This window comes from Jannaschia sp. Os4, from assembly GCF_016820245.1.
Taxonomy (GTDB): Bacteria; Pseudomonadota; Alphaproteobacteria; order Rhodobacterales; family Rhodobacteraceae; genus Jannaschia.
In genome coordinates this window covers 360938-380105 of the sequence record NZ_JAFCAR010000004.1, presented here as the reverse complement: position 1 = coordinate 380105, position 19168 = coordinate 360938, and the positions used below count along the sequence as shown (strand labels likewise).

The 19168-nt window shown below is 71.7% G+C and carries 19 protein-coding genes and 1 tRNA gene; 12 read left to right on the top strand and 8 right to left on the bottom strand.

The window, feature by feature from the left end; all coding sequences use genetic code 11:
• Nucleotides 1-16: 16 nt before the first annotated feature.
• From JQC91_RS10765 to JQC91_RS10755, 3 genes are all read right to left on the bottom strand, one after another.
• Nucleotides 17-1591 carry a capsule biosynthesis protein gene (locus tag JQC91_RS10765; RefSeq protein ID WP_203286822.1) on the bottom strand — a complete coding sequence of 525 codons (1575 nt, stop codon included), beginning with the start codon at nt 1589-1591 and terminating at the stop codon, nt 17-19.
• Complete coding sequence (locus JQC91_RS10760; RefSeq protein ID WP_203286821.1) at nt 1575-2228, bottom strand: ATP-binding cassette domain-containing protein; 654 nt, start codon at nt 2226-2228, stop codon at nt 1575-1577. Before JQC91_RS10760 ends, JQC91_RS10765 begins: the two co-directional genes overlap by 17 nt.
• A 131-nt stretch (nt 2229-2359) precedes the next feature.
• Nucleotides 2360-3658 carry a Na+/H+ antiporter NhaA gene (locus JQC91_RS10755; RefSeq protein ID WP_203286820.1) on the bottom strand — a complete coding sequence of 433 codons (1299 nt, stop codon included), beginning with the start codon at nt 3656-3658 and terminating at the stop codon, nt 2360-2362.
• A 112-nt stretch (nt 3659-3770) separates the two neighbouring features.
• On the opposite strand from JQC91_RS10755, the gene JQC91_RS10750 reads away from it, so the two are divergent.
• The gene (locus JQC91_RS10750; RefSeq protein WP_203286819.1) at nt 3771-5207 is read left to right on the top strand and encodes a phosphomannomutase/phosphoglucomutase; all 1437 of its coding nucleotides are present in this window, start codon (nt 3771-3773) and stop codon (nt 5205-5207) included.
• Nucleotides 5204-6538, top strand: a complete 1335-nt coding sequence (locus JQC91_RS10745) for a mechanosensitive ion channel family protein (protein ID WP_203286818.1) — start codon at nt 5204-5206, stop codon at nt 6536-6538. The genes JQC91_RS10750 and JQC91_RS10745 overlap by 4 nt, the downstream gene beginning before the upstream one ends.
• Nucleotides 6539-6541: 3 nt before the next feature.
• Here the strand turns inward: JQC91_RS10745 and JQC91_RS10740 are convergent, their stop codons facing one another.
• A complete protein-coding gene (locus JQC91_RS10740) occupies nt 6542-7408 on the bottom strand; it encodes a MoxR family ATPase (protein WP_203286817.1) in 867 nt (288 codons plus the stop codon).
• 188 nt (nt 7409-7596) lie between these two features.
• Here JQC91_RS10740 and dksA point away from each other — a divergent pair, with 188 nt between their 5' ends.
• Both dksA and JQC91_RS10730 read left to right on the top strand, forming a co-directional pair.
• Nucleotides 7597-8019, top strand: a complete 423-nt coding sequence (gene dksA, locus JQC91_RS10735) for an RNA polymerase-binding protein DksA (protein ID WP_203286816.1) — start codon at nt 7597-7599, stop codon at nt 8017-8019.
• Between the two features lie 13 nt (nt 8020-8032).
• Nucleotides 8033-9121: an FAD-dependent monooxygenase gene (locus tag JQC91_RS10730; RefSeq protein WP_203286815.1), complete on the top strand. Its 1089-nt coding sequence runs from the start codon at nt 8033-8035 to the stop codon at nt 9119-9121.
• Here the strand turns inward: JQC91_RS10730 and JQC91_RS10725 are convergent.
• Nucleotides 9097-10113, bottom strand: a complete 1017-nt coding sequence (locus JQC91_RS10725) for a glycosyltransferase family 4 protein (RefSeq protein WP_343069954.1) — start codon at nt 10111-10113, stop codon at nt 9097-9099. The two genes, JQC91_RS10730 and JQC91_RS10725, sit on opposite strands and share 25 nt — an antisense overlap.
• A gap of 332 nt (nt 10114-10445) precedes the next feature.
• Between JQC91_RS10725 and JQC91_RS10720 the strand changes: the two genes are divergently transcribed.
• Genes JQC91_RS10720 through JQC91_RS10710 form a run of 3 tightly spaced genes read left to right on the top strand, consistent with a single transcriptional unit; the run spans nt 10446 to nt 12183 of the window.
• Nucleotides 10446-10850, top strand: coding sequence for a hypothetical protein (locus tag JQC91_RS10720; protein ID WP_203286814.1), 405 nt, complete (start codon nt 10446-10448; stop codon nt 10848-10850).
• The gene (locus JQC91_RS10715) at nt 10850-11752 is read left to right on the top strand and encodes a CsgG/HfaB family protein (RefSeq protein WP_203286813.1); all 903 of its coding nucleotides are present in this window, start codon (nt 10850-10852) and stop codon (nt 11750-11752) included. Before JQC91_RS10720 ends, JQC91_RS10715 begins: the two co-directional genes overlap by 1 nt.
• On the top strand, nt 11749-12183 hold the full coding sequence (locus JQC91_RS10710) for a hypothetical protein (protein ID WP_203286812.1): 435 nt from the start codon (nt 11749-11751) through the stop codon (nt 12181-12183). Before JQC91_RS10715 ends, JQC91_RS10710 begins: the two co-directional genes overlap by 4 nt.
• Nucleotides 12184-12237: 54 nt before the next feature.
• On the opposite strand, the gene JQC91_RS10705 is transcribed toward JQC91_RS10710, so the two are convergent.
• Complete coding sequence (locus tag JQC91_RS10705) at nt 12238-13338, bottom strand: hypothetical protein (protein WP_203286811.1); 1101 nt, start codon at nt 13336-13338, stop codon at nt 12238-12240.
• Nucleotides 13339-13419: 81 nt separating this feature from the next.
• Nucleotides 13420-15354 carry a hypothetical protein gene (locus tag JQC91_RS10700; protein WP_203286810.1) on the bottom strand — a complete coding sequence of 645 codons (1935 nt, stop codon included), beginning with the start codon at nt 15352-15354 and terminating at the stop codon, nt 13420-13422.
• A gap of 487 nt (nt 15355-15841) precedes the next feature.
• On the opposite strand from JQC91_RS10700, the gene JQC91_RS10695 reads away from it, so the two are divergent.
• A complete protein-coding gene (locus JQC91_RS10695) occupies nt 15842-16453 on the top strand; it encodes a LuxR C-terminal-related transcriptional regulator (RefSeq protein WP_203286809.1) in 612 nt (203 codons plus the stop codon).
• A gap of 42 nt (nt 16454-16495) precedes the next feature.
• Here JQC91_RS10695 and JQC91_RS10690 read toward each other — a convergent pair.
• A tRNA-Thr gene (locus JQC91_RS10690) sits at nt 16496-16570 on the bottom strand.
• Nucleotides 16571-16678: 108 nt separating this feature from the next.
• Here JQC91_RS10690 and JQC91_RS10685 point away from each other — a divergent pair.
• From JQC91_RS10685 to JQC91_RS10670, 4 genes are read left to right on the top strand one after another with little or no spacing between them, the layout of a single operon-like run.
• On the top strand, nt 16679-16846 hold the full coding sequence (locus JQC91_RS10685; RefSeq protein WP_203286808.1) for a hypothetical protein: 168 nt from the start codon (nt 16679-16681) through the stop codon (nt 16844-16846).
• The gene (murA, locus tag JQC91_RS10680) at nt 16815-18080 is read left to right on the top strand and encodes a UDP-N-acetylglucosamine 1-carboxyvinyltransferase (RefSeq protein WP_203286807.1); all 1266 of its coding nucleotides are present in this window, start codon (nt 16815-16817) and stop codon (nt 18078-18080) included. The genes JQC91_RS10685 and murA overlap by 32 nt, the downstream gene beginning before the upstream one ends.
• The gene (locus JQC91_RS10675) at nt 18073-18540 is read left to right on the top strand and encodes a DUF2948 family protein (protein WP_203286806.1); all 468 of its coding nucleotides are present in this window, start codon (nt 18073-18075) and stop codon (nt 18538-18540) included. Before murA ends, JQC91_RS10675 begins: the two co-directional genes overlap by 8 nt.
• Nucleotides 18533-19033: a GNAT family N-acetyltransferase gene (locus JQC91_RS10670; RefSeq protein WP_203286805.1), complete on the top strand. Its 501-nt coding sequence runs from the start codon at nt 18533-18535 to the stop codon at nt 19031-19033. Before JQC91_RS10675 ends, JQC91_RS10670 begins: the two co-directional genes overlap by 8 nt.
• Nucleotides 19034-19168: the final 135 nt, after the last annotated feature.

The window sequence follows — 19168 nt, the reverse complement described above, 5'->3', positions numbered from 1 at the left end:
GGAGGGGCGGGGCGGTCTAGCTGCTCACCTGCTCGCGCAGGATCGCCGCCGTGAGCGAAAGCATCAGGTAGATGCCCGCGAAGACGAGGAAGGCCAGCGCGGTGTTCTCGAAGGAGCGCGGGTAGGTCGCCTCGTCCGGCGGCGTGGGCGGCACGGGGGTCGAGAGGTAGCGAGTCTGGCGGTTCGCCTCGATGCGGGCCATCTCCATCTGCTGCGCGGCCTGCTGCAGCAGGAGCTGCCGCGTCTCGAGGTCGATCTGCGCCACGCCGAGCTCGGCGGTGACGCGGGCGAGGTTGGCGTCGTCCGTGCGGCTCTCGGTCAGGCCGTCGCGCAGCACGGCGAGCTCCGCCTCCAGTTGCTGGATGTTGCGCTGGGCGACCTCGACCCGGCTCCGGTTCGGGCGCTGGACCGACTGCAGCCCGTCGAGGCGCAGCCGCTCGGCCCGCAGCTCCGTCTCGATGGCCCCGATCTGCTGGTAGCGGCTCGACAGCTCGGCCTCGGCCGACACGACGCCCAAGGTCTCCTGCAGGTCCACGACCCGGTCCTGCGCCTCGCGCATCCGGGCGTCGGCGCGCTCGAAGGACTGCTCCGCCCCCGCCATCTGGTCGGCACGCAGGCGGGCGGTCAGCTGGTCCACCTCCTCCTCCGCGTAGCCGATCAGCGCCTCGGAGAAGGCGGCGGAGGTGGCGGGGTCGGCGGCCACGACCTCCATCTTGATGAGGCCCTCGGTCGGGTCGTAGCCGATGGAGACCTTGCGCTTGTAGAGCGCGTAGGCGTCCTCCTGCGTGGCGTCCGGCTCGAGCCGCTGGAGCGGGTCGATCGTGGGGTCCGAGAAGTGCGCGGTGAACCCGAGGTCGGCGTCGAGCCGCTCCAGCGCGGTGCGCGAGAGCAGGTAGGACTGCACCCCGATGCTGTCCTGCTGGGTGGCGAGGCCCGTCCCGGAGAACAGCCCCCCGATACCCGCCCCGGCGGCGGAGGCGGCGTCGGCCTGCTGGATCACGATCTCGGACTGGGTGGCGTACATGGGCGTCGCCATGACGTAGAAGTAGAAGCCCGCCACGAGCGTCGGCAGGCCCACGAAGAACCCGAGCCGAATGCCGAGGAGCGCGAGACGGCGGCGCCTGCGCCGGGCGATGTCGCGCTGGATCTTCTGGATCGCGTCCGCCCGCTCGGCGTCGCCCGCGCCCGGTGCCGGGGCCGCGGGACGGTTCGCCCGGTGCGCGGGCACCTGCGCGGTCTCGATCTTGGCCAAGGCGGTCGAGCCGCCCGTGGACGCGGCTTGGGCGGCGGGCACGAGGGCCATCGCGTTGGAGCGGTCGAACGGGTCGATGCCGGCGGCGCGCAGCTTGTCGACCGCCTCCCGGTCCGTGGCGGCGACGATCCCGTTCTTCTGCGCGATGCGGCGGGCGAGGCGGAGCTGGCGCCCGGTGAACTCCTCGGAGGCCGCCGCGGCGGGCGCGGGGGCTGCGGGGGCGGCGACCTCCGCCTCGACGGCGGCCACGTCCACGGCCGCGTTGCCCTCCGCCCGGGGCAGGGCGAGGGACATGTCGGGTCGGATGCGGTAGCGCCGCGCCTTAGGCCGTGTAGTCATAGAGCGCCTTGGCCTCCTCGAGCGATCCGAACTGGTGGAGCTTGCCGTCGCGCAGCACCGCCGCCTCCGCGGCGTATTTCTCCAAGGTCTCGGCCTGATGGGATACGATGACGACGGTCGCCTGCGCCAGCCGGTCGCGCAGCACGGAGCCGGCCCGGCGGTTGAACTCGACGTCGGTGGTGGCGGGCATGCCCTCGTCGATGAGGTAGATGTCGAACTCCAGCGCCAGCATCAGCGAGAACGACAACCGCGCCCGCATGCCTTGGCTGTAGGTGCCCACTGGCATGTCGAAGTACTCGCCGATCCCGGCGATGTAGCGGCAGAACGCCTCGACGTAGTCGGGGTCCAGCCCGTAGAGCGTGGCGATGAAGCGGGCGTTGTCCGTCGCGGTGTTGCGGTGGTTCACCCCGCCCATGAAGCCGAGCGGGAACGAAACGCGGCAAAGGCGCCGCACCTCGCCCTCGTCGGGCTTCTCGAGGCCCGCCATCATGTTGATGAGGGTCGTCTTGCCGGTGCCGTTGGGCGCGAGGATGCCCATCGAGCGCCCCAGCTCCACCCGGAACGAGGCCCGGTCGAGGATCACCTTCCGGCTCTTCCCCGTCCAGAAGGACTTGGAGACTTGGTCGAACTCGAGCATCGGCCCCTCGTGCGTCGCGCCCTTCCATAATGGGCACGTCCTCACGGAGGGTTAACCTCGGCGTGGGGCTTCAATGTGACGCGGGCAGGCCTCCGCCGCCCCAATCGGGCGCGGCGGAGGGGATTGGTTCCTCAGCCGGGCTGCTTCTGGACCCGGGTCAGCTTGCCGGCCACGATCGACAGCAGCGCCGCGCCGAAGCTGAACAGCGCGCCCATCTTCGCCGCCGACTGGACCGGCCCCGGCTCGAAGGCCACGGAGGCCACGAAGAGCGAGACGGTGAAGCCGATGGCCGCGACGCAGCCGATCACGAAGAGGTCGGAGGTCTTCATGCCCTGCGGCAGGCCAAGCTTCAGCGGTCCCGCCCCGAGCCAGCCGAACAGAAGCACGCCGAACGGCTTGCCGATGATCAGGCCCGCCAGCACCAGCCACGTCGCGTCGCCGATGTCCTTGAACTCCACGCCCGCGTTGAACAGGCCGAAGAAGAACAGCACGACCTCCACGGGGTGCTTGAGCGCGTGCTCCATCTGGTTGAGCAGGTCGGTGAGGTACTGCTCCGCCTCGGAGAAGATGCCGAAGGCCCGGTCCGCGTGCGGGATGGTCGGGACGATCGGCAGCAGGCCGAGCGCCGGGTGCAGCCCCGACTGGGCGAAGCCGAACCACGACAGCGCGCCCGCGATGGCGTAGGGCCAGAAGTTGAGCTTCTGGCGGACCCAGGTCGAGCGGCGGCGCGTCTGGTCGCCCCGGTCCAGCTTGCGGGGGAGCCAGTTGGCGAGGAAGAACACCCCCAGCGCGGCGCCGAAGGACAGCAGCAGCCAGACCGGCGCGAGGTCGCCCGACGGGTAGAAGATCGCGAGGATGATCAGGCCCGCCGCGTCGTCCGCGATGGCCAGCAGCAGCAGGAACCGGACAGCGGGGTGGCCCGCACCGAACACGAGGCGTCCGACGAGGTAGGAGAACGCGATGTCGGTCGCGGTGGGGATCGCCCAGCCGTTGGCGACGGCGTCGTAGGTCTCGGACCCCATGATCGCCGCGAGGCCGAGATAGACCGCGATCGGCCCGGCCATGCCCCCGAAGGTCGCGAAGAGCGGCGTGGCCGCCTTCTTGCCCCGCAGGGAGCCGTTCTTGAGGATGACCGCCTCCCACACCTCCTTGGCGGCGATGGCGAAGAACAGCGCCATCAGCACGTCGTTCACGAGGTAGTGGGCGGTCAGCACCTTCTCGGTTTCGTGGATGCCGAAGGCGCTCGCGTCCTCGCCCATCACCTTGACCCACTTCTCCAGCGAGATGCCGACGTAGTCGTTGAACCAGAGGGGATACTCGACGACGACGTGGTAGGAATGCGCGTCCACGTTGGCCCAGACGAGCGCGATGAGCGCGCCGAGGATCAGCAGCAGCGAGTAGTTCGTGACGAAGTTCCAGACGCGATACACCGCAGCCCCCCGGTCGTTGTGCCGGCACCGCCTAGCCGCTGGGGCCGGAGGGGGCAATGCGGGGCGGGGAGTCGCGCTGGCACGGTGGCGCGCGCGCCGCTAGGCGTGGCCCATGACGCTCCTCCACCCTTCCGGCTTCCGGGCCTGCGACGCGCGCTGGCGGTGGGGCGCCGAGGTCGACGCGGACGGGATGCGGGCGGTGGGCCTCGCCTTCGCGGCGCAGATGCAGGCGAGGGGCGCGGGGCGCGAGGTCGTGCTCGGCCGCGACTTCCGCGGCTATTCCGGGATGGTGGCCGACGCGGTGGCGGAGGGCCTCGCGGCGGGCGGCGCCGTGGTGCGCGACATCGGCCTATGCCTGACGCCGACCGCCTACTTCGCGCGCGACCGCCTCGGCGTGGGGCCGGTGGCGATGGTGACGGCCTCGCACAATCCGAACGGGTGGACGGGGCTCAAGATGGGCTTGGCCGCGCCGCTCACGCACCGTCCCGCGGACATGGCGGAGCTGCGGGACATGGTGGGGCGCGCGCCGGAGCGGCCCGGCGGGCGGCGCGTCGCGGAACGGGGGATGCGGAGCGCCTACCTCGACGACCTCGCGTCCGCCCGGCTGGCGCACCCGCTGCGCGTCGTGGTCGCCTGCGGCAACGGGACGGCGGGGGTCTTCGCCCCCGACCTCCTGCGCCGGATCGGGGCGGAGGTCGTGGAGCGGCACTGCACGCTCGACGCGGCCTTCCCCCACCACGACCCCAACCCGGAGGCGCTCGCGATGCTGGACGACCTCGGCGCGACCGTGCGGCGGAGCGGCGCGGACCTCGGCCTCGCCTTCGACGGGGACGGGGACCGCTGCGGCGCGGTGGACGCGGACGGACGGCCCCTCTTCGCCGACCTCGCGGGCCTCCTCCTCGCCCGCGCCCTCGCCCCGCGTCACCCGGGGATGGGCATCGTGATCGACGTGAAGTCGACGGGCCTCTTCGCCGCCGACCCGGTGCTCGCGGGGCAGGGCGCGACGGTCGAGGTGGTCCGCACGGGCCACAGCCACGTCAAGGCGCGCATGGCGGAGACCGGGGCGATGCTGGGCATCGAGAAGTCCGGCCACGCCTATTTCGGCGGGCCGCTCGGGCGGGGCTACGACGACGGGCTGCGCCTCGCGGTCGAGCTGTGCGCGCTGATGGACCGGACGGGGCGACCCCTCGCCGACCTCGCGGCCGACCTGCCGCGGACGTGGAACACGCCGACCCTCTCGCCGGCCTGCGCCGACGACGCCAAGGACGCGGTCGCCGCGCGCGTCGCCGCCGACCTCGCCGCAGCCGGCCGCCTCGGCGGGCGGCGGATCGCGCGTGTCGTCGAGGTCGACGGCGCCCGCGCCGAGCTGGAGGGCGGGGCATGGGCGCTCGTGCGCGCGTCCTCCAATACGCCGAACCTGGTCGTCGTCTGCGAGAGCCCCACCTCCCATTCGGAGTTGCGCGCGATCCTCGCGGACGTCACCGCGCTGCTGCGCCGCCACCCCGAGGTGGGGCGATACGACCAAGACCTGCCGGAGCCGCCCGCATGATCCGCACCCTCGCCCTCGTCCTCGCGCTGCTCCTGCCGCTCGCGGCCCACGCGCAGGAGGAAGGGCAGCCGAACGGCGAGATCGCCGTGGAGGCCGACGCCACCTCGGACGCGGCGATCGAGCGCCGGATCGAGGGGATCGTCGCCGAGCTCGACGGCTTCGACGCCGTCGAGGTCGAGGTGCGCGAGGGGATCGTCACCTTCTCCGGCGAGGTGATCGACGCGGACGCCGCCCGGCTGGACGACCTCGCCGCGCGGGTGCAGGGCGTCGTCGCCGTCGAGAACGAGATCGCGGCGAGCACCGACATCGCCGACCGGATCGACCCGCTCGCCGACCGGTTCCGCGCCCGGATCGAGCAGGCCGTCGCGTTCACGCCGCTCCTGCTCGTCGCGCTCTTCGCGGGCCTTGCCGTCGCGACGCTGGGCTGGATGCTCGCGGGGTGGAGGCGACCGTGGGACCGCCTCGCGCCGAACGCCTTCATCGCCGAGATCTACCGGATGGTGCTGCGCCTTGTGGCGGTCCTGCTCGGGGTCGTCGTCGCGCTCGACATCCTGAACCTGACCGGCATCCTCGCCGGCGTGTTCGGTGCGGCGGGGATCGTGGGCCTCGCGGTGGGCTTCGCGGTCCGCGACACGGTCGAGAACTTCATCGCCTCGGTGCTGCTGTCGCTGCGCCAGCCGTTCCGCCCCGACGACCTCGTGGAGATCGAGGGCGACCTCGGCACGGTGGTGCGCCTGACCTCGCGGGCGACGATCCTGCTCGATCCCGACGGCAACCACCTGCGGATCCCCAACGCCACCGTCTTCAAGGCGAAGATCCTGAACTTCACCCGCAACCCGCAGCGGCGCTTCGGCTTCGTCCTCGGGATCGATCCCGGCGACGACCCGGCCGAGGCCAAGCGCATCGGGCTTGAGGTGCTGCGCGGCCTGGACTTCGTGCTGGACCAGCCGCCGCCGCAGGCGTGGATCGACAACATCGGCGCCTCGACCATCGACATGCAATACTTCGCGTGGGTCGATCAGACCGCCGCGCTCTGGCCGGTCGCGCGGTCCGAGGCGATCCGGCTGGTGATGGACGCGCTGACACGCGCCGACATCGGCCTGCCCGAGCCGACCTACCGCCTCAACCTGCTCGGGGGCGGCCTGCCGGTGGTGGATCTGCCGGACGCGGAGAACCGCCCCGACGAGGTCGTCCTGTCCGAGAGCGAGCCCGCCGCCCTTCCGGCGGCCGAGGCCGAGGACGTGACGCCCGAGCCGGAGATGGAGGGGCTGGCGCAGGCCGAGCGGGAGCGGTCGCCGAACCTGCTGACGGCGGCCGCGCCCGAGGAGTGACGCCTACCTCTGCCCCCGTGCGAGGAAGGCCAGCCGCTCGAACAACGCCACGTCCTGCTCGTTCTTCAGCAGCGCGCCATGCAGGCGGGGCAGGGCGTCCTTGGGGTCCTGCTTGAGGTCTGCGGCCGTCAGATCCTCGGCGAGGAGCAGCTTGAGCCAGTCGAGCACCTCGGAGGTGGACGGCTTTTTCTTCACGCCGCGCTGCTCGCGGATGGCGTAGAACCGCGTCAGCGCCGTGCCCAAGAGGTCGTCGCGGATGTCGGGGAAGTGGACGCGCACGATCTGGGCCAGCGTCTCGGCGTCGGGGAAGCGGATGTAGTGGAAGAAGCACCGCCGCAGGAAGGCGTCGGGCAGCTCCTTCTCGTTGTTGGACGTGATGATGACCACGGGGCGGTGCCGCGCGCGCACGGTCTCGCCGGTCTCGTAGACGTGGAACTCCATCCGGTCCAACTCCTGCAGCAGGTCGTTGGGGAACTCGATGTCGGCCTTGTCGATCTCGTCGATCAGCAGGACGCAGCGCTCGTCGCGGTCGAACGCCTCCCACAGCTTGCCGCGGCGGATGTAGTTGGCGATGTCGCTGACCCGCTCGTCGCCGAGTTGGCTGTCGCGCAGGCGGGACACGGCGTCGTACTCGTAGAGGCCCTGCTGCGCGCGGGTGGTGGACTTCACGCCCCATTCGAGCAGGTCCATCCCCAGCCCCTCGGCCACCTGCCGCGCCAGTTCGGTCTTGCCGGTCCCCGGCTCGCCCTTGACGAGGAGCGGGCGGCCGAGCGCGATCGCCGCGTTCACCGCGATCCGCAGGTCGTCGGTGGCGACATAGGCATCGGTGCCCTCGAATCGGGGGGGCGTCTTGCGGTCGGTGGGAGCCATGCGCGGGATGCCTCATCTTGCGGCGGAAATCCGGCCGGACCCTATATCCCGGTGGCGGACGCGCAACCTTGTGACCGGTCGCACGATCCCTCCCCGTGACAAGGGGCGGGGGAGGGCGTAAGGCGCCTTCACGCGAGGGGCCCGAGGGAAGAACTTCGGTGTGCGGGGGCCCCGAGAGGGAGCCAGTTATGAAAGCCGAGACCTTTCTTCCGAGCGACTACATCCCCGCAGAGGATGAGCCGTTCATGAACGACCGCCAGGTCGAGTACTTCCGCCGCAAGCTGCTGGCGTGGAAGCTCGAGCTGATCGAGGAGACCCAGACCACCATCGAGGGGCTGCAGGGCGCGGCGCGCAACACGCCCGACGTGGTGGACCGCGCCTCCGAGGAGACGGACCGCGCGCTGGAACTGCGGACGCGGGACCGGCAGCGCAAGCTGATCTCCAAAATCGACTCGGCGCTGCGCCGGATCGACGAGGGGGAGTACGGCTACTGCGAGGTGACGGGCGACCCGATCTCGCTGCGCCGCCTCGACGCGCGGCCCATCGCGACGATGTCGCTGGAGGCGCAGGAGCGTCACGAGCGCCGCGAGCGGGTCCATAGCGACGACTGACGCCACGGCCGACGTGATCGTCTGCGGGGCCGGGATCGCCGGCCTCGCCCACGCCTGCGCGGTGGCCCTGCAAGGTCGCCGCGTGGTCGCGCTGGAGCGCGCGCCCGAGCTGAGGGAGGTCGGCGCGGGCCTCCAGGTCGCCCCGAACGGCGGGCGCGTGCTGGACGCGCTGGGCGTCCATCCCCCCAGTCTCGAAAGCGAAGCGGTCCACCTGATCGATGGCCCGTCGGCGCGGCCCGTCCTGCGGATGCCGCTGGGGCCGGGCTTCCGGCTGGTCCACCGCGCCGACTTGATCGCGGCGCTGCGCGATGCCGCCGTCGCGGCGGGTGTCGATCTGCGGTTGGGTCAGGCGGTCGTGGGGATCGACCCCGCCGGCGCGGTGACGACCGAAGCGGGGATGCTGCACGCGCCGCGCATCGTCGGCGCCGACGGCGTGCGCGGCCTCGCCCGCCGCACCGTGGCCCCCGACCACCCCTCCCGCTTCACGGGACAGGTCGCATGGCGTGCCGTGGTCCCATGCCCCGACGACTGGCCCCGCGAGGCGCAGGTGCGGATGGGGCCGGGGCGCCACCTCGTGATCTATCCCCTCCCGGGCGGGCGCCTGAACCTCGTCGGCGTCGAGGAGCGGGCGCAATGGGCCGAGGAGGGCTGGTCCCATCGCGACGACCCCGGCGCCTTCCTGCGGGCGTTCCGGGGATTCGGCTACGTGGTGCGCCGCCTGCTCGAGCGCGTCGAGGAGGTGCATCTGTGGGGCCTGATGGACCACGGCGTCACGCCCGCGTGGCGCGACGGCGCGGTCACGCTCATCGGCGACGCGGCGCATCCCACGCTGCCCTTCCTCGCGCAGGGCGCGAACCTCGCGCTGGAGGACGCGTGGACGCTGGCCCGGTCGGACGATCCCGCCGCGTGGGAGGCGATGCGCCGCCCGCGCGTCGAGCGCGCCCTCGCCGCGGCGGCGGCCAACGCGCGGAACTACCACCTCGGAGGGGCGGCGCGCCTCGGGGCGCACGCGGCCCTGCGGGCGGTGGGCGCGGTCGCGCCCTCGGCGATGGGGCGACGCTACCGCTGGCTCTACGACTACGACCCAATCAGCGAGCGGTAGACCGCGATCAGGGCGGCGGCCTCGTCCTCGAGCCGGAAGCGCGCCTCCACGCGGGCCCGCGCCGCGGCCCCCATCGCCCCGCGCCGGTCCGCGTCGTCGAGCAGGGGGGCGATCGCGCCCCCGAGCGCGCCCGCCTCGCCGGGCGGCACGATCACCCCGCTCTCCGGCGACAGCAGCTCCGAGAACGCGCCCACGTCGGTCGCCACGACCGGGACGCCGCAGGCCATCGCCTCCAGCGGGGTCAGGCCGAACCCCTCCCAACGCTGCGGCGCGACGTAGAGGTCCAGCGCGCCGTACCACGCCGCCATCTCCGTCACCGGCACCTCCGGCTTGAACAGCACACGGGCCGCCACGTCCGCCGGCACCCGCGCGCGCAGGTCGCGCTCCCACGCGGCGTGCTTCTCGACCGCGCGGCCCATCACCACCGCCGACGCCTCCGGGCGGTCGCGCAGCAGCGGCACCATCGCGTCCACGAAGAGATCGGTACCCTTCGACTCGCGGATGCGCCCGTAGCAGCCGACGAGGGTTCCGTCCGGGAGCCCGAGCCGCGCCCGGAGCGCGGACCGGTCCGGAGGCGGCGCGAAGGCCGCCGCGTCGATCCCGTGAAGGATCACCGTCGCCTCCCGGTCGAGGTAGCCCGCCGTCTTCGCCGACGTGGCGACCACTGCGTCCATCCGCCGGATGAGCGCCTTGGTCAGGCCGGAATGGTGGCGCTGCGACGCGGAGGTGAAGAGGAGCCGCAGGTCCTTGCCCAGGGCGCGGAGCGCCAGCCCGCCGATCATCTCCACGTTGCGCCGGGCGTGCCAGACGCGCGGGCCGGACGGGCCGCGCCGCGACATCGTCAGGACGCGGGACAGGGGGACGTGGGGGATGTCGGGGGGAAGGCCCGGCCCCGTCGCGGCGATCGCGATGTCCCGCGCCTGCAGGGGGACGAGCCGCGCGATCGTCGAGGTCACGCCCGACAGCCGCCGCTTGAAGTTGGGCGCGATCACGTCGACCTCCGCGGCGCGGACGGGACGGGGGGTCAGCGGACCGTCCCCCGCCCGTGCGCGGTCAGGTTGTCGCAGCCGCGAATCACTCGCGCGCAGCGTGACCTAGCGGCAACGTTCCCGCCTTGCAGGGGGGACACGTACCTGTACGCCGCGTTGTAGGCCCACGGGCGGCGATCGGCGGGAAGTCCAGGAATCCCACGCCATTCCGCCGTTCTCGTTGCGATTAGATCACATTTTGAGACAGTCGCGCCCAAGCCGCCCCATCCATCGTCTTCTTGCCCCAAAGTCAGCGAACTAATTGAGCCGACCCTTTTGTCCAACCGAGTTTCGCCATGTCCCTCCTCGCACGCTTCAGCATCCCGCTGGGCCTCGCTAGCCTCCTCGCCGCCGGACCGGTCGCCGCGAACGGTCTCGGAGAACAGCGCGGCTGGCAGTTCCGCTCGCCGTCCGACCGTCAGATTCTCCTGCAAGGGGAGCAGACGCGCCTGAATTACATGGTGTTCGAGCAGAGCACCTCCGCCGCCCCGGGCCTCGGGGGGCAGACGGGCAACACCGTGGTCATCGACATCGGCGGGAGCGGCAACACGATCGACCTGTCGCAGGACAACAGCGGCGACCAGTCGATCCAGGACGCGGAGGGCGGCAGCCAGAACTCCCTCGGCGGGTCCGCGGACGCGGGCACCGGAACGGGCGGAAGCGTCCCGGCCGCCGCGGCCGCGCTGAAGGCGCTGCCGTGATGCGCGCGCTCGTCCTCGCCTCCGTCTCCGCCGCCGCCCTCGCCGGGTGCGGCTCCCTCCCGGCCCCGCAGGGCGCGCCCCGCGCGGCCCTCGTCGGCCCCATCCCCGTCGTCACCGCGACCCCGGCGGACGCCGCGCTCGAATGCCTGTCCAATAGCCGGGCCGTTGCGCGCGACGACACCGTCTTCGCCGTGCACGCCATCGCGGACCTCACCCAGAAGATCGCCGTCGACGAGGCGGGCGGCTTCGTGCCCCGCGACGTGGCCGGCATGATGGTCACCGCGCTGTCCCGCGCGGGCATCAAGCAGGTGAACCGCGTCAACACCACCGTGTCCGAGTTCGAGATCGCCCGCGCCCGCGAGCAGATCCTCGGCGACGGCGGCACCACCGTCGTCGAAGGCGAGGCGATCCAGTATCGTCCGCTCGAGCGGGGGGCGATGCGCGGCTCGGACGTCGTGATCGACGGGGCCATCACGCAGCTCGACTTCAACACCTTCTCCGAGGGGGGCGAGGTCGCCCTGTTCGGCTTGGGTGGCGGGCGGCGCTCCTTCGCGCTGACCGTGGGGGCGGACATCCGCGTCACCGACACGGTCTCGACCGAGCTCGTGCTCGCGCAGGCCTACAGCAAGCAGGCCGTCGGCCGCGAGCTCTATGGCTCGGTCTTCCGCTTCTTCGACGACGAGCTGTTCGACGTGAACGTCGGGCGCGAGAACCTCGAGGGGCTGCACGCGGGCGTCCGCTGGATGCTGGCCGAGGCCGCCTACGACATCGTCGCCGAGGTGACGGGCCACGACGGCAGCTGCGACGCGCTGCTGCCGCCGGGGCTCGGGGCCGCCCCCGCGACCGCGCCCGCGGTCGTGGCCGACGCGGAGGTGGTGGTCCTGCCGCCAGAGCCCACGTGATCCGGCGCCTCTGCCTCGCCGCCGCCGTCGCGGCCGTCGGCCCCGGCGCCGTCTCCGCGCAGCAGGGCACGGGCTACGACCCGACCGGATTCCTCGAGGCGATGGTCCGCTACCGCTCCATCGCGCGCACCTGCGAGAGCGTGCTGCCCGGCTCGCCCTTGGCGGACAGCCAAGCGATCAGCGGGTTCTTCGCGGCCTTGGGGCAGGTCGAGCCCACGGGCACCGACGGGGCCCTCGCGCGGATCACCCGCCGCCTCGTCCGCTCCCAGAGCGCGTCGATCTGCCAGGACCGGCTCACCCAGAGCGCGTTGAACTACGGGCGCTGGGCCGCCGACTACGAGGTGAACAAGGGGGCCGAGTGGCCCTCGGCGCCCCGCATCAGCGCCGGCCCGTGGTGCGCGAGCGCGTCCTGCTCCGAACTGACGTTCTAGAACGCATCGCGCCGCCCGGCCTCGACCGGGCGGCGCGTGTCCCGTCGGCCCGGGTCAGCGGTCGATCATCGCCGCGTTGCCGATCTGGGTGTGCCGCCCGCCGCCGCCGCCGGTGGCCGACTGGGGCTGCAGGGCGGTCTGCTCCGCCCGGAGGAAGTCGCCCCCGCCGCCCGGGTTCGGGCGGGTGACGTGCAGCAGGTTCACGATGTTCGTGGAGGACTGGCTGACGCCGCGCCGGTCGTCGAGCTCGGCGAGCGTCTTCCCGTCCACGGTGTTCTCGACGATCTGGCGCCCCCCGGAGACCTGCGAGAGGTTCACGATCCGCGAGGCCGCGACGAAGTTCGCGATGTTGAGGCCCGACTGGGAGATCCGCGACGGGCGCGGCCCGCCCCCGGTCTCGACCATGTTGCGGACGATCTGGTCGCCTTCGAACACCCGCGTCACGTTCTGCACCTCGTCGGCCACGAGCACGTTGCCGATGTTCGTGCCCTGCTGGGAGACGCGGCCCCGTGCGCCGGTGTCGACGAACCGCGCCACGTTGCGGACGTCCTGGACGGTGTCCTCGGGGAAGATCTGCGCGCCGCCGCCGATCGAGATGTCGGCCACGACCACGTTGGCGGTGTTGCGCCCGGTCTGGTCGACCTCGGTGAAGCCGCCGCGCAGGGTCGCCGCGTTGTCGACGAGCTGGGCCGCGCCGGGGCCGAAGGCCTGCTCGATCTCGTTCACCTGGTCCGCGACGATGATGTTGGTCAGGTTCTCGCCGGTCTGGCGGACCGTGGCGCTGGATCCGGGCGCGTGGAACAGGGTGACGCCGTTCTCGGCGCGCTGGGTGCCGACGTTCACCTGCTGGGCGAGGGAGACCGTGGTGGCCGAGCTCAGCAGGATGTTGGCCGCGTTGAGGACCGACTGATCGATGGTGGCGCCGCGCTGGCGATCGAACGTGTCGTCGAGGGGAGGGAGGGTGGCGAGGTCGGACTGCGTCCGATCGTCGTTCAGGAAGCGTCCCGGCAGTCCGTTGATCGTCACGAAGTTCGATCCGTCCTGCATCCCGTCGAAGGTCTGGGTGGTGGTGATCCCGGTCGTCGGGGCCGGCTCGTCCGCCGCTGCGGATGCCGCCGTGCCGACGAGGGCGATGGCTATGAGCAGATGCCGCATGGTTGGGGTCCGAACGAAGAGAATGGAATGTAAGGAAAATTGGGGGGAAGGGGCGGCCGAGGCCGCCCCTTCCGCGTTCGATCAGGGGTTGCTGATCGAGTTGGCCACGTTGGTGGCGGCCTGCGCGACGCTGGAGATGTTGTCCGCGTCGTAGAGGCCGTTCCCGGCGACTTGGAAGCCGGTGTAGGACTGCGTGACCTCGATCGACCCGGAGATGTCGGGCAGCGAGTTCACCGTCACCAGGTTCGCGGCGTTGACGGCCGACTGGTCCAGCCCGGAGACGAGGCCCGCGCTGTCGAGGCCGTTGATGCCATCCCCGATGAAGCCGGAGTAGTTCACCAGGTTCCCGGCGACCTGCGCCCCGTCCGTGACGGTCTGCGAGAGCGTGCCGCGCAGTTCGTCGAGGGTCGCGAGGTTCACCGCGTTGGTGGCGGCCTGGCTCACGTTGGACACCCCGTCCTCGCCGAAGGCGATGAAGTTGAGCGCCGCTTGGCCCTCGAGGTCGAAGACGTCCATCTCGGCGGTCTGCACCAGCGTGGCCGTCGCCTCGACGTCGTCCAGCGTGGCCGAGTTGGCGACGTTGGTGGCCGCCTGCGACAGCTCCGAGATGCCGCCCGAGCCCGGATCGACGTCGTCGATGGAGTTCACGGCGAGCTGGCCGCTATCCTCGAACGTCTGGGTCAGGTTGACGTTGATGTCCTGCAGCTCGGCGAGGTTCGCGGCGTTGACCGCGGACTGCGCGAGGTTGGAGGCCGACGTCACGCTGACATCCTGGTTCGGGTTGCCGATCGGCGACCCGGCGATCGAGTTCGACGCGATCTGGTCGGTGTCGACGAAGTCCTGCTGCGCCGTCTCGATCTCGAGGCCGGCACCAGCGCCCGACAGGCTGTTGCCCACGTTGGTCGCGTTCTGGCTGAGCTCGGAGGCCGCGCCGGCGACCAGCAGGATGTCGTTGGTCGCCGTCTGCGACGCATCGCCGAAGACGCCCATGTCCTGGTCGATGTTGCCGCCGACGGACTGGATCGACGCGATGTTGGCCGCGTTGACCGCGTCCTGGCTCACGTTGGCGACGTTGAGCACGCCGTCCATGGAGTTCGTCGCCGTCTGCACGCCGCCGTCGTTCCACTGGTTCAGGTTGTCGCCGACGTCGCCGCCGAAGGTCAGGCTGTTGGCCACGTTGGTCGCCGCCTGCGAGCCTTCGGTGACGTCACCGAAGAAGGCGAAGGCGTTATTCGACGCGGTCTGGCTGGAGGCGTCGAACCACTGGGTGACGTCGTCGTCGATCCCGTCCACGTCCGCGAGGTTCGCGGCGTTCACGGCGGTCTGGCCGAAGTTCGAGACGTTGCCCGTGGCGTCGAGGTCGTTGCTCGCCGACTGCGTCGCGACCCACACGTCCTGATACAGGTCGTCGCCGACGTTGTTCACGGCCGTGAGGCTGTTGACCACGTTGGTCGCGTCCTGCGCGCCCGAGGCGATGTCGCCGCCGGTGTCGATGCTGTTCGTCGCGTCCTGCGCCGAGAAGTAGAAGGTCTGGGTGACGTCCTCCTCCGAGCCGTCGATGTTGGCGAGGTTGGCGGCGTTGATCGCGTCCTGGTCGAAGCTGGACACGCCGGTCGCGGCTTGGATGTCGTTCGTGCCGGACTGGACCGCGCCGGCGACCGACTGCGTCAGGTCTTCCAGCTCGAGCGCCGCGATCGAGTTGACGACGTTGGTCGCGTCCTGATCGACGTTCGTGAACGCGCCGCTGGGGCCGCCGGTGGTGATCAGGCTGTTGACGCCGATCTGGCCGAGCGGGCCGGCCGTCTGGTTCACGTCGTCCAGGTCGTCCGTGTCGTAGGAGATCAGGTTCGCGGCGTTCGTGGCCGCTTGGGTCACGTTGTCGCCGTCGAAGTTGATGAGGATGGAGTTCAGGGCCGTCTGCAGCGCGGCGACGGTCTGGTCGATGTCCGTGTCGTCGGCCATCGCCGGAACGGCCAGCAGCGACGCGATCGCGGTTGTGGTAAGGAATTTGCTCATGATTTTCTCGTCCTGTTGGTCGCCCGAAAAGGGGCTGGAGCGGTTCACGTCCGGTCGGGTCCGCAAGGCGGAGCATCGGCCGGGCCGGGACGAGTGGAGGCTTCGAGGCGACGGTGCGGGTGCGGTACGACCCGGTCTGCGCAGCGCCACGACGGATCCCCAAGCGTCGTTTGGCCACACATCGGTCACACGTTTGCCGCATTCCGAAGAAGTCAGAGAATTGCCTACCCGCTGGCGTACAAGATGACGGCTAGACAGAAAAACGACGCGTTTTCAGCGGGGTCGAGTCCGCGGGACGCGCGTATGCGTTCGTGCAAAGGCGGAATAGTCGTGTTCCGGCACAACCTCGGCAAGATTTTGCACGCAAGGCCTTAACAACGGGTTAACGTGTGGACCGTGAGCGAGTCGGGGCTGTTCCCGACCGCCGGTTCTCGCCGCTCGTATTTCGGGGCGGTGGTTACGGTACGTAGTTTCGAGGGTTGATTCCATGAAAGATACTGACATCGCCTCCGTCGAGGCGACACTCTGGACGTCCCATCCGTCCACCACGCACGTCCTCGCCTCTGATGCCCGCGTCGACGCCATCGCGGCGGCCGTCACGTCGGCGGCGAACGCCCCATCCATCACCAGCACCTGTCCCGTCGCCCTGTCCGCCGCCGCCAAGGTGGGGGACGTCGTGATCGTGGACGCGACGGTGCTGCCCGATCCCGTGCTCGACGGGGCGGAGGTGCTCGACTCGCGCGACATCGACGTCGTGCTCGTGCGCCCGGGCACGGACCGGTTCCCCTTGGTCGAGGCGCGCCGCGCGGTGCGCTGCGCCGTCGACTGGGCCGCGGGCGCGCCGGTCGGCCTGCGCGAGGCCTTGGCGTCGCTGCTGCTGCCCGGCGGCCGCCCGGTGCCGATCCTCAGCGCGCGCGAGCGCGCGGTGATCCGGCTCTACGTCCTCGGGCATTCCTTCAAGCGCATCGGCGCGGAGATCGGCATCTCGCCCAAGTCCGCCGAGACCTACAAGCGGCGGGCCTGCGCGAAGTTCGGCCTCGTCGGGCGCGCGGACGCGCTCGCGTACTTCATGCCGGCGCGGGGCCTGACGGCGCCCTGACCCGAGGGCGGGCGGCGGCGGGGATCGCTCGGGCGGGGGAGATGGTGCTGCTGGAGAGAATTGAACTCTCGACCTCTCCCTTACCAAGGGAGTGCTCTACCTCTGAGCTACAGCAGCGTCCGTGGCGGCGCGCTTAGACCGACGCCTTGAGGGGTGCAAGCCCCGTGCGCGGGTGGACCCCGCGCGGCGCGGCCCGTATGTGGGCGGGGCGCGACAGGAGGTCCCATGAGCGCCAAATCCGAGCGCGAGGCGCGCCTGAAGAGGGCGCTCAAGGCCAACATGGGACGGCGCAAGGCGCAGGCGCGCGAGCGCGCGGACGAGGACACGCGGGCGGAGACCCGCGACGACAGCGAGGACGGGCATGGACAGCATCGTGGTGCGGCGGAGCGGTGAGCTCCGCGGGACGATCCCCATCGCGGGGGCGAAGAACACCTGCCTGAAGCTGATGGGCGCCGCGCTGCTCTCCGAGGAGCCGCTCACGCTGACCAACGTGCCGCGCCTGTCGGACGTCCGCACGCTGACGCAGCTGCTCGAGTCGCTCGGCGTCGAGGTCGCGCCGCTCGCCGAGGGGCAGACGCTGGTCCTGTCGGCCGCCGACCTGACCTCCACCACCGCCGACTACGAGATCGTCCGCAAGCTGCGCGCGTCGTTCAACGTGCTGGGGCCCCTGATCGGGCGCACCGGCGAGGCGGTGGTCAGCCTGCCGGGCGGCTGCGCCATCGGGGCGCGCAAGGTCGACTTCCACATCGCGGGGCTCGAGGCGATGGGTGCCACGGTCGAGCTGCGCGACGGCTACGTCCACGCGCGCGGCGACCTCAAGGGGGCGGAGATCGAGTTCCCCTTCGCCTCCGTCGGGGCCACCGAGAACGTCATGTGCGCCGCCGTGCTCGCCCGCGGCACGACGGTGATCCGCAACGCGGCCCGCGAGCCGGACACCAAGGCGCTGGCCGACTGCCTGATCGCGATGGGCGCGGACATCGAGGGCGCGGGCACCTCGGAGATCGTGGTGCGCGGCGTGGACCGGCTGCACGGGACGACCCACCGGGTCATCACGGACCGGATCGAGCTGGGGACCTACATGATCGCGCCCGCCATCGCGGGCGGCTCGGTCGAGCTGCTGGGCGGGCGCCGCGACCTCGTGGGCGCGCTGTGCGACAAGATGGAGGAAGCGGGCATCGGGATCGAGGAGACCGAGGCCGGTCTGCGCGTCACGCATGCGGGCGGCCCGGTGCGGTCGGTGGACGTCACCACGGCCCCGTTCCCCGGCTTCCCGACGGACCTGCAGGCGCAGATGATGGCGCTGATGGTCTTCGCGGAGGGCACGTCGGTTCTGGAGGAGACGATCTTCGAGAACCGCTTCATGCACGCGCCCGAGCTGATCCGCATGGGCGCGGACATCGACGTCTCGGGCGGCACGGCGCGCGTGACGGGCGTGGACGGGCTGCGCGGCGCGCCGGTGATGGCGACCGACCTGCGGGCCTCCTTCTCGCTGATCCTCGCGGGGCTGCGGGCCGAGGGCGAGACGCGGGTGGCGCGGGTCTACCACCTCGACCGGGGCTACGAGCGTGTGGTCCAGAAGCTGTCGGGCGTGGGCGCGACCATCGAGCGGGTGCGCGACGATGGCTGACGCGCGGTTCGGCGACGCGGACGGCCGGGCGCTCCGCCTCCTGGCCACGGATGCCGAGGACCTGCAGGTCGTCTCGGCCTTGGTGCAGGACGCGGTCCTGACGGGGGGCGACATGCGGTGGCTGGCGGCGGACCGGCAACTGGCGCTGCTCGTGAACCGGGTCCGCCGCGAGGCGGGCGCGGGGGCGCAGCGGGTGCGCGCGGTGATGATCGCGTCCGGCGTCACGAAGGTGCGGGGGCAGGGCGTGGTGCCGGGCGACGGGGACATCGTCCTGTCGCTGCTGTCGCTCGACTGGACGCCGGGCGGCGACCCCGAGGATCCGGCGGGGACGCTGCGCCTGACCTTCGCGGGCGACGGGGTGGTGGTGGCGGAGGCCGAATGCCTCGATTTGCGCCTGCACGACGTGACCGCGCCCTACGCCGCGCCGTCCGGCAAGGTGCCGTCCCACGACGATGACTGACCTCGCCACCCGCCCGCTGACGGCGGCGGACGGGGCGGCATGGCATGCGCTGATGACCGAGGGCGGGGCGGCGCATCCGGACGCCTTCCTGCTGTCGCCCGCCGAGATGGCGGCCATGTCCGACGAGCGGATGGCGGAGCGCGCCGGGGACGGGACGCTGACGGGCCTGTTCGACGGCGACCGGCTGGCGGGGTTCGCGGGCGTGACCGTCGGGCGGCTCGACAGGATCCGGCACGCGGCGACCTTGGGGCCGTTCCTCGTCGCGGCGGCGTGGCGGGGCACGGGCGCGGCCGACCTCCTGATGGAGGCGGCGCTGGCGGCGGCGCGGGCCGAGGGCGCGCGCACCATGACGCTGTGGGTGGCGGACCGCAACGCGCGGGCGGTCGCGTTCTACCGGCGGCACGGCTTCGAGGCGGCGGGCCGCATCCCCATGTCCGTGATCATGGAGGACGGCACGCCGCGCGACGACCTCATCCTATGGCGGGCGATCTGAGCGGTTCGCATCTCGCGGTGGTCCCCCGTGGGGGAAGGAAGATCGGCGCCGCGTCCCGTCCCGTTGTCCGGGGTGGGGACGGACGAACCTTGCTGCCCTGCCACGCTCGGGTGGCCTGGTCGTCTTCGAGGCCGG

Bases quoted from the DNA above. Each gene is read 5' to 3' on its own strand.
- JQC91_RS10765 (WP_203286822.1), bottom strand. From the start codon at position 1,591: ATGACTACACGGCCTAAGGCGCGGCGCTACCGCATCCGACCCGACATG.
- JQC91_RS10760 (WP_203286821.1), bottom strand. From the start codon at position 2,228: ATGCTCGAGTTCGACCAAGTCTCCAAGTCCTTCTGGACGGGGAAGAGC.
- JQC91_RS10750 (WP_203286819.1), top strand. From the start codon at position 3,771: ATGACGCTCCTCCACCCTTCCGGCTTCCGGGCCTGCGACGCGCGCTGG.
- JQC91_RS10745 (WP_203286818.1), top strand. From the start codon at position 5,204: ATGATCCGCACCCTCGCCCTCGTCCTCGCGCTGCTCCTGCCGCTCGCG.
- JQC91_RS10740 (WP_203286817.1), bottom strand. From the start codon at position 7,408: ATGGCTCCCACCGACCGCAAGACGCCCCCCCGATTCGAGGGCACCGAT.
- dksA (WP_203286816.1), top strand. From the start codon at position 7,597: ATGAAAGCCGAGACCTTTCTTCCGAGCGACTACATCCCCGCAGAGGAT.
- JQC91_RS10720 (WP_203286814.1), top strand. From the start codon at position 10,446: ATGTCCCTCCTCGCACGCTTCAGCATCCCGCTGGGCCTCGCTAGCCTC.
- JQC91_RS10715 (WP_203286813.1), top strand. From the start codon at position 10,850: ATGCGCGCGCTCGTCCTCGCCTCCGTCTCCGCCGCCGCCCTCGCCGGG.
- JQC91_RS10705 (WP_203286811.1), bottom strand. From the start codon at position 13,338: ATGCGGCATCTGCTCATAGCCATCGCCCTCGTCGGCACGGCGGCATCC.
- JQC91_RS10700 (WP_203286810.1), bottom strand. From the start codon at position 15,354: ATGAGCAAATTCCTTACCACAACCGCGATCGCGTCGCTGCTGGCCGTT.
- JQC91_RS10695 (WP_203286809.1), top strand. From the start codon at position 15,842: ATGAAAGATACTGACATCGCCTCCGTCGAGGCGACACTCTGGACGTCC.
- JQC91_RS10685 (WP_203286808.1), top strand. From the start codon at position 16,679: ATGAGCGCCAAATCCGAGCGCGAGGCGCGCCTGAAGAGGGCGCTCAAG.
- murA (WP_203286807.1), top strand. From the start codon at position 16,815: ATGGACAGCATCGTGGTGCGGCGGAGCGGTGAGCTCCGCGGGACGATC.
- JQC91_RS10675 (WP_203286806.1), top strand. From the start codon at position 18,073: ATGGCTGACGCGCGGTTCGGCGACGCGGACGGCCGGGCGCTCCGCCTC.
- JQC91_RS10670 (WP_203286805.1), top strand. From the start codon at position 18,533: ATGACTGACCTCGCCACCCGCCCGCTGACGGCGGCGGACGGGGCGGCA.